11 protein-coding genes and 1 pseudogene are annotated in these 13352 nt (G+C 63.1%); 9 read left to right on the top strand and 3 right to left on the bottom strand.

Annotation, left to right across the window (positions count from 1 at the left end):
* The first annotated feature begins 205 nt into the window (after nucleotides 1–205).
* Nucleotides 206–826 (top strand): sulfotransferase family protein, encoded by a 621-nt coding sequence (locus KA184_19965; GenBank protein MBP8131860.1) that lies wholly within the window; start codon nucleotides 206–208, stop codon nucleotides 824–826.
* A 19-nt stretch (nucleotides 827–845) separates the two neighbouring features.
* Here the strand turns inward: KA184_19965 and KA184_19960 are convergent, their stop codons facing one another.
* Nucleotides 846–1706 (bottom strand): TIM barrel protein, encoded by an 861-nt coding sequence (locus KA184_19960; protein MBP8131859.1) that lies wholly within the window; start codon nucleotides 1704–1706, stop codon nucleotides 846–848.
* A 208-nt stretch (nucleotides 1707–1914) separates the two neighbouring features.
* On the opposite strand from KA184_19960, the gene KA184_19955 reads away from it, so the two are divergent.
* Genes KA184_19955 through KA184_19945 form a run of 3 tightly spaced genes read left to right on the top strand, consistent with a single transcriptional unit; the run spans nucleotide 1915 to nucleotide 5394 of the window.
* Nucleotides 1915–3540 carry an extracellular solute-binding protein gene (locus KA184_19955; protein MBP8131858.1) on the top strand — a complete coding sequence of 542 codons (1626 nt, stop codon included), beginning with the start codon at nucleotides 1915–1917 and terminating at the stop codon, nucleotides 3538–3540.
* On the top strand, nucleotides 3530–4453 hold the full coding sequence (locus tag KA184_19950; GenBank protein ID MBP8131857.1) for a sugar ABC transporter permease: 924 nt from the start codon (nucleotides 3530–3532) through the stop codon (nucleotides 4451–4453). Before KA184_19955 ends, KA184_19950 begins: the two co-directional genes overlap by 11 nt.
* Nucleotides 4450–5394 (top strand): carbohydrate ABC transporter permease, encoded by a 945-nt coding sequence (locus KA184_19945; protein MBP8131856.1) that lies wholly within the window; start codon nucleotides 4450–4452, stop codon nucleotides 5392–5394. Before KA184_19950 ends, KA184_19945 begins: the two co-directional genes overlap by 4 nt.
* Nucleotides 5395–5416: 22 nt before the next feature.
* On the opposite strand, the gene KA184_19940 is transcribed toward KA184_19945, so the two are convergent.
* A complete protein-coding gene (locus KA184_19940; protein ID MBP8131855.1) occupies nucleotides 5417–6388 on the bottom strand; it encodes a polysaccharide deacetylase family protein in 972 nt (323 codons plus the stop codon).
* Nucleotides 6389–6731: 343 nt separating this feature from the next.
* Between KA184_19940 and KA184_19935 the strand changes: the two genes are divergently transcribed.
* The 5 genes and pseudogenes from KA184_19935 (at nucleotide 6732) to KA184_19915 (ending at nucleotide 11443) form a co-directional block, all read left to right on the top strand.
* The gene (locus tag KA184_19935; protein ID MBP8131854.1) at nucleotides 6732–7427 is read left to right on the top strand and encodes a hypothetical protein; all 696 of its coding nucleotides are present in this window, start codon (nucleotides 6732–6734) and stop codon (nucleotides 7425–7427) included.
* A gap of 107 nt (nucleotides 7428–7534) precedes the next feature.
* Nucleotides 7535–8458, top strand: a complete 924-nt coding sequence (gene ftsY, locus KA184_19930; GenBank protein MBP8131853.1) for a signal recognition particle-docking protein FtsY — start codon at nucleotides 7535–7537, stop codon at nucleotides 8456–8458.
* A 97-nt stretch (nucleotides 8459–8555) separates the two neighbouring features.
* A complete protein-coding gene (gene fumC / locus KA184_19925; protein MBP8131852.1) occupies nucleotides 8556–9950 on the top strand; it encodes a class II fumarate hydratase in 1395 nt (464 codons plus the stop codon).
* Nucleotides 9951–9986: 36 nt separating this feature from the next.
* Nucleotides 9987–10236, top strand: a pseudogene (locus KA184_19920) (DUF433 domain-containing protein).
* Nucleotides 10237–10489: 253 nt separating this feature from the next.
* Nucleotides 10490–11443 (top strand): AEC family transporter, encoded by a 954-nt coding sequence (locus KA184_19915; protein ID MBP8131851.1) that lies wholly within the window; start codon nucleotides 10490–10492, stop codon nucleotides 11441–11443.
* Nucleotide 11444: 1 nt separating this feature from the next.
* On the opposite strand, the gene ilvD is transcribed toward KA184_19915, so the two are convergent.
* On the bottom strand, nucleotides 11445–13115 hold the full coding sequence (ilvD, locus tag KA184_19910; protein ID MBP8131850.1) for a dihydroxy-acid dehydratase: 1671 nt from the start codon (nucleotides 13113–13115) through the stop codon (nucleotides 11445–11447).
* Between the last annotated feature and the right edge of the window lie 237 nt (nucleotides 13116–13352).

The following is a 13352-nucleotide window of genomic DNA, read 5'->3' as shown; positions in this document are numbered from 1 at the left end:
GCATGGGTTGGCGCGCCGCTGAAGACCTCAAGGTGCATGGCATCGAGGTGTACCTCGTGCACGACGAGGACGACCCCGAGAACGCTGTGCGGCGTTTCCTCGCCGGGGAACTGAGCGGTCAGCCGCAGCAATTCTGCCGCGGCCGACACTGAAATTGTTATGATTACCCCGTCATTTGCAGGAATGGAGGCCGGCCTTGAATACAATGCCCGCGCAACACAGCTCACCCGGGAACGACGCGATCATCGTGGTGTCCGGCCTGCCGCGCTCGGGCACGTCCATGATGATGCGCATGCTCGAAGCGGGCGGCGTGCCGGTGCTCACGGATGGCCTGCGCGCGGCGGACGAGGACAACCCGAGGGGCTATTACGAGTATGACCGCGTGAAGAAGCTGCGCGAGGACGCCGGCTGGCTGCCGGACGCGCGCGGCAAGGCCGTCAAGATAATTTCCTTCCTACTGCCGGAACTTCCGAACGCTTTTCGGTACAAAATCATCTTCCTGCATCGCGCTATGGGCGAGGTCCTCGCTTCGCAGCGCAAGATGCTGAAGCGGCGCGGTAAAGAGGATGACACAAGCGAGGAACGCATGACTGCCTTGTTCGAGAAAGACAGGGAACGCGCGCTGGATTGGATCGCAAGGTCGCCCGCCGTGGAGGCGCTGCATGTTGAGCACCGTGACGTATTGGAACGCCCGCATGCAGTCGCGGAGCGCGTCAACATGTTCCTGGGGGGCGGATTGAACGTAGTCGCCATGGCGGCGGTCGTTGACCCGGCGCTGCACCGGCAACGGAGCGAGACGATCCGTTCGGATGCTCAAGCGGACTAACCGGTTCCGCACGACCGTCCTAAACGTTGCAGATTTCGAACGCGCGGCGCAGAGACGCGACCGGGTCCGGTCCGGCCGGCACGAATTCGTGGCCGATATAGCCGGTGTAGCCCGTGTCGGCGATAGCCTGCATGATCCGCCGGTAGTTCAATTCCTGCGTCTCGTCGATCTCGTTGCGGCCCGGCACGCCGCCCGTGTGGAAGTGGGCGATATACTCGATGTTCTCCTGAATCGTCGCGATCACGTCGCCTTCCATGATCTGCATGTGATAAATGTCGTAGAGGAGACCGAAGGACTGCGCGCCGAGTTCCTTGCCCAGCGCGGCGCCCCACGCCGTGTGGTCGCACATGTAATCCTTATGGTCCCGCTTGCTGTTCAGCAACTCCATGACGACCTTAATGCCCAGTTGCCCGGCCAGCGGCAGTATGCGTTTCAGGCCCGTGACACAGTTGCGCAGCCCGTCGCTGTCACCCATGCCGTTCCGGTTGCCTGAGAACACGATCATCGCGTTCATCCCGAGTTCGGCCAGTTGCGGCAACATCTCCTCGGACTTCGCGACCAGTTCATCGTGGTTGGCCGGGTCGTTCCAGCCCTTCACGAGGTTGCCCGGCCCGTTCGGCATGGCGCAGGTCAGACCGAATTCCTTTACCTTCTCGATTTCTTTCAGGCTGAGCAGGTCGATGGACACCAGGCCGATCTCCTTTGCGGCCTGCGCCAGTTCTTCGAGTCTCATGCGAAAGCACCAGCGGCTCACAGACTGTTTGAGCCTGCCCTGCGGCGCAGGCGCGGGCGCCACCCCATCCTGGGCATGCAGGTTCATCGTGACCAGTGCGCCGGATAGCCCGGCGACCGTGGCAAGGGCGGCGCGGCGTGTCATCATCGGTTGCTCCTTCATGGTCGGACTCCTCGGATTCGTTGGGCGCCTATTCTGCCAAATCCGTTCCGCGCGTACAAAGAAACGTCCGGGACACGCAGCGATGCGCCTCGGGTTCGCGATTGACCCCGGGGGCCGGCTGCGGTTAGATTGACGCAGGTGGAGATGCCGGGGCGCTGCGCGGAGGGTGGGGGGCGCGGGAACGCAGCCTGCAATGGGAGGGCAGCATAACGTGCATGTCGTGCGGATACTGCAGGTACTGAAGGCCGCCGCGCTGCCCGTGATCCTGTTCTCCGGGGCATGGGCGATATGGCCCGGCGCGGACGGCGGCGGCGTATCATTCGGATCCCGCGATTACGGGCCGGAAGTGAAGCACGTGATCAAGGTTGCGCCCGGCCCATGGTACATGCCCGGCACGGAACCCTTCGGTATCGGCAAGCCGCTGCACGGGCTGGCGGACGTCATCCGTGCGTTCGAAGCGCGTTTCCCCGATACTCGTGTCGAATGCAATACCGTTCCGATTTTCCGGCGCGAGTTCCTTGTGACGCAGCTCAGCAGCAGCCAGGCGCCCGACATCATAAACGTCAACGTGGAGGATGTCTGGCAGGACGTGCAGAAGGGCTGGTATGTCCCGCTTGATTATTGGCTCGAACAGCCGAATCCGTTCATCGTCGAAAAGGGCGACCCGTCGGCCCCGGGCGCGGCGCAGTGGTGGGACATGTTCGAGTACCAGGCAATAAGCCGGGGGAAGGCCGCGCCGGACAACCGGAACTACTGCATCAGCTTTGACATGATCGAGACGGGCATCTATTACAACAAGAATGTCTTCCGCAAGGCCGGTGTCGAAGTGCCGGAAGACTGGGAACAATTCCTCGAAGTCCTGCAGAAGCTCCAGGATGCCGGCTACATCCCGCTGCTGATGCTCGTTGAGCTGTTCAATGACTGGGGCACGGACCTCCTGTTTGACCAGCTTTACTACGACCTGCTGCCGGGTATCGACCTCGTCCAGGACCCGGTGCGCGAGGCGTACTTGCAGGGATACCTCGACTGGGACGAACTGGCGTTCCTGTTCGAGAAGGGTTTTTTCACGCCGCGCGACGCCCGCTACCGCGAGGTCTTCCGCATTATGAAGGAACTGCGCCGGTATACGAACCGGAATCTTACGGGCACCGACCTGCTGCGGGAGTTCGTGACGCAGCAGGGCGCGATGCTCTGGCACCCGAGTAACGTGGTCTACCGTCTGAAGGCCGACAAGTCGCTCGGTTTTGAGTGGGGCGTATTCTATCCGCCGCCGTTCACGAAAAAGACATCGCGATACGCGTCCGAAACGTCCATGTGCGTCATAGGCGGCTCCGCGGTGCAGTTTGAAGTCACGAATACGGCGCTGAGCGACACGGACCCCGCCCTGCCGCTGGAGGAGCGAATGCAACAGTCGGACCGGCTCAAGCGCGTCATTGCCCTGCTGCAGTGGCTGTGCGTGCCGGAACATTACGAGCAAATCGTCAATGAATACGAGGCGCTGATCCCGAACATCAAAGGCGTGGAGCCCCTGCCCGCGCTTCAGCCGTTTGTCGAGATTCTGCGGCGGCGCTATACGACCACCAAGTGGACCTTCACTTTCGATCTCAAGTTCACGGAGGTGCAGCGCCGTTTGCTGGACCTCTATCTCAACGATGGCGCCACGCTCGATGAGTTCCTGGAGGCACAGGCGGAAAACATTGCCTATGCGACCCATAACGCCGTTATGCGCAAGAATCTCAACCTGGGCCGGCTGGAAGCGCGGTGGCGCGAACTGGCGCCGGTGCGCGCGATGATGGAGGACCTGCCCTGTGACGACTGACCGCACCGGCTGGTTCGGCCATCGCTTCCGGCTGACCCTGACTTGTTATGCGTTGCTGGCCACGACGCTCGTGCTGCTCGGGCTTTTTGTTTATATCCCGGTTGTCTGGGCGTTCAGCAATTCGCTGTACCAGTTTGAGGTAGGCGGCGATGCGCAGTTCATCGGCTTGCGCAACTATCGGGAATTCCTGTTCGAGGACGCGGTTACGTGGCCCTCGATCCTGAACATGGCCATCCTCACCCTGCTCGCCGTGGCCGTGCGTCTCACGATTCCGCTCGTCGTGGCCAAACTCATCTGCGCACTGCCGCATGAGCGCGGCCGCTATCTTTACCGGCTGCTCTTCCTGATCCCCATCGTTGTGCCGGCCGTCGCCATACAGCTTATCTGGATGAACCTCGTCTATGCGGAACGGGGCCTTGTGAACGAGACCCTGATCGCGCTCGGTCTCGGCGATTGGGCGCGCGGCTGGTTGAGCGACCCGCGCACCGCGCTGGTCGCCGTAGCGATGGTCGGTTTTCCGTTTGTTTTCGGATTCGAGGTGCTCATCTACTACGCGGGACTCGCGAACATCCCCGCCAGCGTGAACGAGGCCGCACTGCTGGAAGGCTGCGCCGGCATCAGGAAGTTTCTCCTCATTGACGTCCCCATGGTGATGAGCCAGCTTAAGCTGATCGTCATCCTCACAATCATCGGCGGTCTTCAAAGCTTCGAAGGGTTAATCATCCTTACGCAGGGGGGGCCGGGATTCAAGACGACCGTGCCCGGCCTCTGGATGTACTACAACGCCTTTAGTTTCCAGCGATTCGGCTACGCCTGCGCCATCGGTGTGTGCCTGTTCGTCGTCATCTTCGGCCTTACCGTGCTGAACCTGCGCTACTTCAAGTCCACGGAAGAACTGGAGGGCGTGCGATGAGCCGCACCGGGCGTTGCCTTGTGCATGTGACGCTGTTCTTCTTCGCCGCGTTGACGCTCGTGCCCTTTGTCTTTGTCATCAATAATTCCATGCGCAACAGCACTGAAATCTACCATTCTTTCTTCGGCATGCCCGAGGCGTTCGCGGGTTTCTTCAATGCGTGGGTTCAAGAATGGCGGGGGGACCGCCGCCCGATCCCACTGCTGCTCGACGACGGCGAAAAGAGGCAGGCGGCGCCCGCGGAAGCGATGGCGGTCTACCGGGAGCGGGCCGCGGCGGGCTACCGCGGCGCGTGGCGCCAGATTCGGCCCTACATGGTGAATTCGCTCGTGGTGTCGCTGGCGACGGCGGGCGGCGTGCTGCTGCTGGGTTCCATCAGCGCGTTTGTCCTGTCGCGGTTCCGTTTTTTCGGTTCGAAGCTTGTGTTCCTTTTCATCATCAGCACGATGATGTTCCCCGGGGTGCTCACGCTCGTGCCGAGCTTCCTGCTCGTGAAGCAGTTGGGCTTGATGAACACGTACTGGGCGATGATCCTCCCCTATGTGGCAGGCGGACAGGTCTTCGCGATATTCGTGCTCAAGAGTTTCTTCGACGGGCTGCCGGAAGAACTGTTCGAGGCTGCGCGCATCGACGGCGCCGGGCATCTCGGCCAATACCGCTACATCGTGTTGCCCCTTTCGAAACCCATCTTTTCCGTGGTGCTGGTGATGAACATCCTGGGCACGTGGAACAATTTTCTCTGGCCCTTCGTCGTCACGACGGATTCGAGCTCCCACGTCGTGGCGTCCGGCCTGTTCGTGCTTGCGACATCCCAGATCGCGCCGGACTTCGGCGAACTGTTCTCCGCCTACGTGCTCTCCAGCATACCGCTATTCGTTCTATTTGTCTATGCAACCAAGCCGTTCATCCAGGGCCTGACCACAGGCGCGTTCAAGGCGTGACCGTGCGGCCGTGGCGGCGCTCTTACCTGGTCTCCGCGACCCGCGCGCGCCGCTCCTTCAACTCGCGCCACGTGGTCAGGAGTATGCCGCGCTCGATAATGAACTCCCGCAACTTCGGGTCGGTCATCGCGTTGAGGTCGCCCTCGCGCGTGGCGGAACTGCCCGTGAATGCGGGATACTCCTCCGTTGGCACGCTGGCGTGTATGACGATTTCGAGCAGGCCCGGGGGCATTTCGTCCAGAATCGCCATGAAACGCTCCGTCTTGCTGCCATCGTTCCAGTCGTAACTCGATGCGTGGATGTCGTCCAGCACCGGCAGTCCGCCCGCCCAGGCCCTTTCGGCCATGGCGGCCAGCCCGTCGAGTGGTACCGGCGAGTCCTGCTTCAGGAAATGCAGATGTCCCCCCGCCACCAGTACGGGAATGCCCTTTTCGATGCCCAGCTGAATATACCGCTCGAAGTAAGGCTTCGAGGCAAAGAGCGTGCCCATATGCGAGTCGAGATGGGTCGGTTTGATGCCCATGGCCTCAGCCTTCTCCCATTGCGCCCTGATTTCCGTCTCGACTTCCTGGGGCGTCGCGTGGGCAATTACATCAGCAACCTCGCCCCAGAGGTAACCGTCCCGGTCGGCGAGTCCCGGAACGGCCATTTTCCCCGCGACCGGCCCCCACCGGTACGGGACCCACTCCGACGTGAGCGTGAAGTGCAGCCCGGCGTCGCAGTCCGGGTTTGCCTTCAGGTAATCCCGGAATTGCGGCACCCACGGGCACGGCATCATGATACTGGTCGAAGTCGCCACCCCTTCCGCCATGGCCTTCGCGACCCCGAGGTTCGAGCCGTGCGACATGCCCGCGTCATCGATGTGAAAGATGACCACCTTGTCGCCCGGACCCCAGCCCAGCCGCTGCGCATATGACGCAGGCGCTTCGGTCCACACGGGCGCCGCACAGAGTATAAGACCGGTAAACACGCCAAGAAAGACTGTCCGTGTCATGATGAGTGCTCCCGTTCTCAAAAGACTCTACTGTAGTCCCCGCTCCGCATACAACCTCTTTCCTGGATTCCGGCGTGGGAGCAGGCCTCGCCCCCAAGGGGACCCGGTCCGCGCAAATTATTCGCTTGACGCGGCTTAGAGCGTATGGTAGAAGAAACGCCGGAGACAAGATGACCTTGTATTTGCGTCTGGAAGACACTCAGGTATATTCTAGACACGCATCGTGTAAACTGCGAAGGATGCTCGGACAACAGATAGTAAATATAGACGGGTTCATGTGATGGGTATGCGACCACAAACGGGACATGTTGATGCGGATGCTGTATGCGCCCGGTGCGGCACCGTGAATCCGGAAGATACCCTCATCTGCAAAGTGTGCGGCAACAATCTGCGCGACCAGCGCGCCGCCCGCTTGGCGCGGGGCGGACCGGGTGAGTTGCCGCCCGAGCAGGCAGAGCGCCGCCGTTGGCTTGGCGGGGTGCTTGCGCTCGCCGGTATCGTTGTTGTGCTCCTGGTGTTGTTGAACCTGGCTAGAATTGAACAAGGCCTGGTTGGGATTATTGCGGGGTCCAGCGGCCCCGAATTGGGGCTCTGGGAAGGTCCGGCAGGCGCCGTGCTCGATGAGTTGGCGGCGGAGATGGACGCTACTCCGCTGACGGATGACGACTTGCAGGACGCGGTGATGCGCCCAACCGTGGTCACGAGCTATGCGGGCCGGTTCGCGCTGGCGGTGCGCGAGCAGGGCGCGGGTCTGCGCGCCGTCGGCGAGGCGCTCGTTCGGAAGGAAGACGATACGTATTACTTTGTCGGGCGCGCCGGCGCCACCGAGGTGCGCGGCGAGGCCCATGAGAATAGCAGCGGGTTCCTTGTGGCCGACTGGGGCTTTGCCGGTTTTCGCGTCGGTACGCAAGAACACGAGGTGCGTGGCGCGGCGGGTTCGGACGAAAACGGCGGCCTCGAATGCTACGGTGAAAGCGACATGCACGAGACGGGCTTCGAATTCTTCGCGTTCCCCATTGCACAAGCCCCCGCTTCGTAAGCGCGTTCCTCCAAGAGTGCGCGATTCGCGTCCCACCGTCCCGTGCTTGACGGGGTTCCGCGCCGCGGAACGCGCCGGCGCAGGAGTCTGGTCCAAGGAGTCAAACAATGGCAAAAACGGGTTTTTTCGGGCGTTTGCGCGAGGGCTTGAGCAAGGCGCGCGGCGGGCTGGTCGACCGTGTCAAGGGAGTTTTCCGGGGACGGTTGCGCGTTGACGCATCCGTGTTTGAAGACCTCGAAGAAATCCTCATTGAGGCCGACCTCGGTGTCGAAACCACCCTGCGTATTCTCGAACAGATGCGCGAGACCGCGTGCGCGCAAAAGATCGAGAACCCGGAAGACCTTTATCAGGTGCTCGAGAACGAACTGGCGCAGTTGCTCGAGCAGGGCGATCACGCAGCCACCTTCACCGCCACGGGGGGGCCGCATGTTACGTTGATCGCGGGCGTGAACGGCACCGGCAAGACCACCACCGCGGGCAAACTCGCCGCGCGGTTAATCGCGGAAGGCAAGAGCGTGCTGCTTGGCGCCGCCGACACCTTCCGCGCCGCGGCAGCCGAGCAACTGACGATTTGGGGCGAGCGCACCGGCGCGGGGATCATCAAGCACGTCGAAGGCGCCGACCCGGCCGCCGTGGCGTTTGACGCCGTGGACGCCGCGCTGGCGCGCAACGCGGACTGCGTGCTCATCGACACGGCGGGCCGCCTGCACACGAAAGTCAACCTCATGGAGGAACTGCGGAAGATCCAGCGGGTCGTGAAGAAACGCGTCGCGGACGCGCCGCACGAGGTGCTGCTCGTCTTGGACGCCACGACCGGCCAGAACGGCCTGCAGCAGGCGCGTATCTTCACCGAAGCGCTGAACGTCACCGGCATCGTGCTGACCAAGCTCGACGGCACGGCCAAAGGGGGCATCGTAGTCGCCATTCAAAAGGAACTCGGTATCCCTATCAAGTTCATCGGTGTCGGCGAAAAGGTGGACGACCTGCAACCCTTCAACGCGAAGGAATTCGTCGAGGCCCTTTTCGAGTAACACGCTCCCGTGATGCCAGCCGTCGCGTTTACACGTTCCGCGCGTGTTGCGTATCATACGCCGGTCCCGGCCACATGGATTCGAGGAGACGCAACGCATGACCAATTTCCGCATCGAACGCGACACGATGGGCGAAATACAGGTGCCGGCGGATCGCTACTACGGCTGTCAGACCGCACGCTCGCTCGTAAACTTCAAGATCGGCGGCGAGCGCATGCCGCGCGAACTGATCCGCGCGCTCGGGGTGCTGAAAAAGGCCGCGGCGCTTGTTAACCGGGACCTCGGCCTGTTGCCGGACCGCCTCTGCGACGCGATCTGCCGCGCCGCCGACGAAGTGATCGCGGGCGCCCTCGACGGCCATTTCCCGCTCGTGGTCTGGCAGACCGGCAGCGGCACCCAGACGAACATGAACGCAAACGAGGTCATCGCGAACCGCGCCATTGACCTCCTCGGCGGGCAACTCGGCAGCAAGGACCCGGTCCATCCGAATGACCATGTCAACATGTCGCAGTCGTCGAACGACACGTTTCCCACGGCCATGAGCATCGCGGCGGTCGAGCAGATCACCCGCCGCCTGCTGCCCGCCCTCGATGTCCTGCACGCCGCGCTGGCGGCGAAGGCGGACGCCTTCGCGCATGTCATTAAATGCGGGCGCACACACCTGATGGACGCCACGCCGCTCACGCTCGGGCAGGAATTCAGCGGCTACGCCCGGCAGGTCGCGAATGGCGCCGCGCGCGTCCAGTCGACGCTGCCGCTGCTCGCGGAACTTGCACTCGGCGGCACCGCCGTCGGGACCGGGCTGAATACGAAGAGGGGTTACGCGGAAAAGGCCGCCGCGAAGATCGCCGAACTGACCGGGTTGCCGTTCACATCCGCGCCGAACAAGTTCGAGGCGCTGGCCGCGCATGACGCCATGGTCATGACCTCGGGCGCGCTGAAAACCGTCGCGTGCAGTTTCATGAAGATTGCAAACGATATCCGATGGCTCGGCAGTGGCCCCCGTTGCGGCATCGGCGAACTCGTGCTCCCCGAGAACGAGCCGGGCTCGAGCATCATGCCGGGCAAGGTGAACCCGACCCAGTGTGAGGCCATGACCATGGTTGCGGCGCAGGTCATTGGCAATGACGTAACTATCAATATAGCGGGCGCTTCCGGCAATTTCGAGCTCAACGTATTCAAGCCGGTAATCATCTTCAATCTCCTGCAGTCGGTGCGGCTGCTGGCCGACGCGGCGGACTCCTTCCGCGAACATTGCGTGGAGGGCATCCAGGCGAACGAGGCGCGCATCCGCCAGCACCTCGAGAACTCGCTCATGCTCGTTACCGCCTTGAACCGGCGCATCGGCTACGACAACGCGGCGAAGGTGGCCAAGGCCGCGCACGCAAACGGCACGACCTTGCGCGAAGAGGCGGTCCGGCTCGGCCTGCTCGATGCGGCGGAATTCGACGCCATCGTCGATCCGGCCAAGATGATCGGGCCGTCGGAATGAGGAGAATTCCAGCCGGGCGGTATCGAATATGGTGCTATGAAATGGAAACAAGTTGCCCGCGGTCTCAGGACTGGACACATCTTTGGGCAAATTCCTTTTGATCCGAACATCATGGGCGGGCGCTTGTGTTCGGGGCATGTGACCCGTTATGGCCGGTCGCGTCGCGCACGGGGCCCATGTTGAGGAAATGCTCGAAAGATATCCGAGTCTCGAACGCGCGGATATGCGGCAGGCGGTCGCCTACGCGGCGTGGCGCGCTTCCGCACTACACAGGCCCAACACGTGAGTGACCGCCGTGCCCCGGTGCCGGGCCTATCGCGCGAAGGGCTCGGAGCGGCAGCCCAGGCAGTCGTCGAAGAGTCCCGTCACCGCATTCGCCACTTTTCGCCAAGGGCCTGAGCTCATGTCTCCGTCCGGGCTGGCAACGGGACGTAGCGCTCCTGTTGCGGCAACGTTTGCTTGATCGGCGGGGGTATGGCGGATACGCTACGTTACGATTCCGGGAAAGCTCTTGCCAAGAAACCACGAACGGAATACTCATGACCCTGTCTCTCTTCCTTATCGTTGCCTGCGTGTGCCTGATGATGGCGCCGGGTTACGCGGCCATGCGGCGCGCCTGGATGGGGCCCGAAGGAATCACTTCGCTCTCGCGGCTCATGATCAATGTTATCTATCCCTGCCTCATCTTCACGTCGATCACCGAGAACTTTACGTGGGGCGGACTGCTTCGGGCTTGGCCGCTTCCTGCTGCGACGGCGATCATCATGCTGGCCGGTTATGCGGTGGGACGGCTGATCTGCTGGCGGCTGCGTTTCCCCAGCGAGGCGCACCGCCGCGCATTTCTCTTTCAGAGCACCGTCAACAACTACTCGTTCTTTCCGATGGGCCTGGTGCTGCAGCTGTACGGCCAGGACGGGGTCGCCGCGCTCATCTTCTCGACGCTGGGCGCGGAAGCGGTCATGTGGATTCTCGGCGTGATGACGCTGAGTGGCGCGCGGCCCGGCAAGGCGGCGTTGAAGCATCTGGTCAGCCCCGCGTTGATTGCACTGTACGCCTCGCTCGCGTGTCTGGGGCTTTCCCAGGCGGCCGGCCTGGACCCAACTGTGTTTGCGCGGCGCGGCACGGCCTTGGGGACACTCCACGGGACCGCGAAGGCGATTGGCGCGTGCACGGTGCCCGTGGCGATGATCATCGGCGGCGCGCGCATCGCGTTGCTGGTGCCGGACGACCTGCGCAACGGTTACGTCTGGCTGATCAGCCTGTTACGGCTCTTGGGCATTCCCGTGCTGGCCGTCCTGGCGCTGAGCGTGCTCCCGCTCGAGCCCATGCACGCGGCGGTCATGACGATCGTTGCGGTCATGCCCGTCTCGATCGCGAGCCTCATGTTCAGCGAAGTCTATGGCGGCGACAAGGCGCTCATGGGCGGCAGCGTGCTGCTCACGCACCTGCTCGCCCTGGCGACCGTCCCGCTGCTCCTCGGCGCGCTGCTCTGAATCAGTCGAGCACGGCGCCCGTGTTCGCGCTGGTCACGAATCGCTGATAACGCCGGAGCCAGCCCGTGAGCCGCCGGTCCGGCGGCGCGGGCTGTTCACGGCGGCGCGCTTCGAGTTCCGTCTCGCTCAAGCGCACGTTCAGCGTTCGCGCGGGGATGTCAATCTCGATGATATCGCCCGTGCGTATGAGGCCGACAGGCCCTCCCGCGGCTGCTTCGGGGCTGACATGGCCGATGCACGCGCCGCGCGTGCCGCCCGAGAAGCGCCCGTCCGTAATGAGGCTTACGCTCGTGCCGAGGCCCTTGCCCATGATCGCCGAAGTGGGGGAGAGCATCTCGCGCATGCCGGGGCCGCCCTTCGGGCCTTCGTAGCGGATCACGACGACGTCGCCCGCCTTGACCTTGTCAGTCAGGATGCCCTTCATCGCCTCTTCTTCGCTATCGAACACGATTGCGGGTCCGGCATGCTTCAGGATCGCCGGGTCGACGCCCGCCGCTTTCACCACGCCGCCCTGCGGCGCGAGATTGCCGAACAACACCGCGAGCCCGCCCGTCGGGCTGTACGGCTTTTCGATCGGATGTATGACTTCGTGGTCCAGCGGGCGCGCCCCCGCGACATTTTCGCCCAGCGTCTGGAGGGTAACCGTCTTCGCGTCGAGGTGCAGCGCGCCGGGCTTCTTGGCCAGTTCCGCCAGGATAGCGCTGATGCCGCCGGCCCGATGGACGTCTTCCATGTGCCAGTGGCTCGACGGCGACACCTTGCAGATGTTCGGCACGCGCGCCGCCACCTCGTTGATCCGTTCGAGCGGATAGTCGAGGCCCGCCTCGCGCGCGAGGGCGAGCGTGTGCAAGACGGTGTTCGTCGAGCCGCCCATCGCCATGTCGAGCGCGAACGCGTTGTCGATCGCCTGCGGCGTGACGATGTCGCGCGGGCGCAGGTCCGCCTCGATCAGTTTCATGAGCTGCGCGGCGGCGCGCCGCACCAGCGCGCGGCGCTCGGGCGTCATCGCCAGGATGCTGCCGTTGCCGGGCAGCGCGAGGCCGATGGCCTCGCAGAGACAGTTCATCGAGTTGGCCGTGAACATCCCCGAGCACGAGCCGCAGCCTGGGCATGCGCTGCGTTCGAGCGCCGCGAGTTCCGCCTCGCTCATTTCGCCGCGATTGTGCGCGCCCACCCCCTCGAACACGGTGATCAGGTCGATGGCGTTGCCGTCCTTGCTCTTGCCCGCGAGCATGGGGCCGCCCGACACGAAAATCGTCGGTATGTTGCAGCGCATGGCCGCCATCAGCATGCCCGGCACGATCTTGTCGCAGTTGGGAATGCAGATCATGCCGTCGAACTGATGCGCGTTGATCATCGATTCGACGCAGTCCGCAATCAGTTCGCGCGACGGCAGGCTGTAGCGCATGCCGCTGTGGCCCATCGCGATGCCGTCGTCCACGCCAATCGTGTTGAATTCAAAGGGCACGCCGCCCGCCTCACGTACGGCCTCTTTCGCGAGCCGCCCGAATTCGTCCAGGTGCACGTGACCCGGCACGATCTCCGTGAAGCTGTTGCAGATGGCGATAAAGGGCTTGTCGAAGTCCTTCTCGGATTGAATTCGGCCCGTTGCCCACAAAAGTGACCGGTGCGGCGCCCGCTCGTATCCGCGTTTGACGGCATCACTGCGCATGACAGAACCTTTCTCTCTTTTTCCCTGTGGAAGGAACACTTCAAGCACGCATGATATGCGTAGAAATATGCGTAGTATAGCCGCCGGGCCCGGCAAATACCCAATTGCCGGCGGAGACGCTGCCGCGGGCTCGCGCGAACGCGGTATAATCGGGCGTCACCAAGGGAACGACCAGCCATGGACGTGGATTTCCATTACTACTGCGTCGGCGTGCTGGCGCGCGCCGCGGGCTGGAGC

The organism is Candidatus Hydrogenedentota bacterium (genome assembly GCA_018005585.1).
Taxonomy (GTDB): domain Bacteria; phylum Hydrogenedentota; class Hydrogenedentia; order Hydrogenedentales; family JAGMZX01; genus JAGMZX01.
Note: the sequence above shows the minus strand (reverse complement) of the source record. Positions and strands in the feature narration are given on the sequence as shown.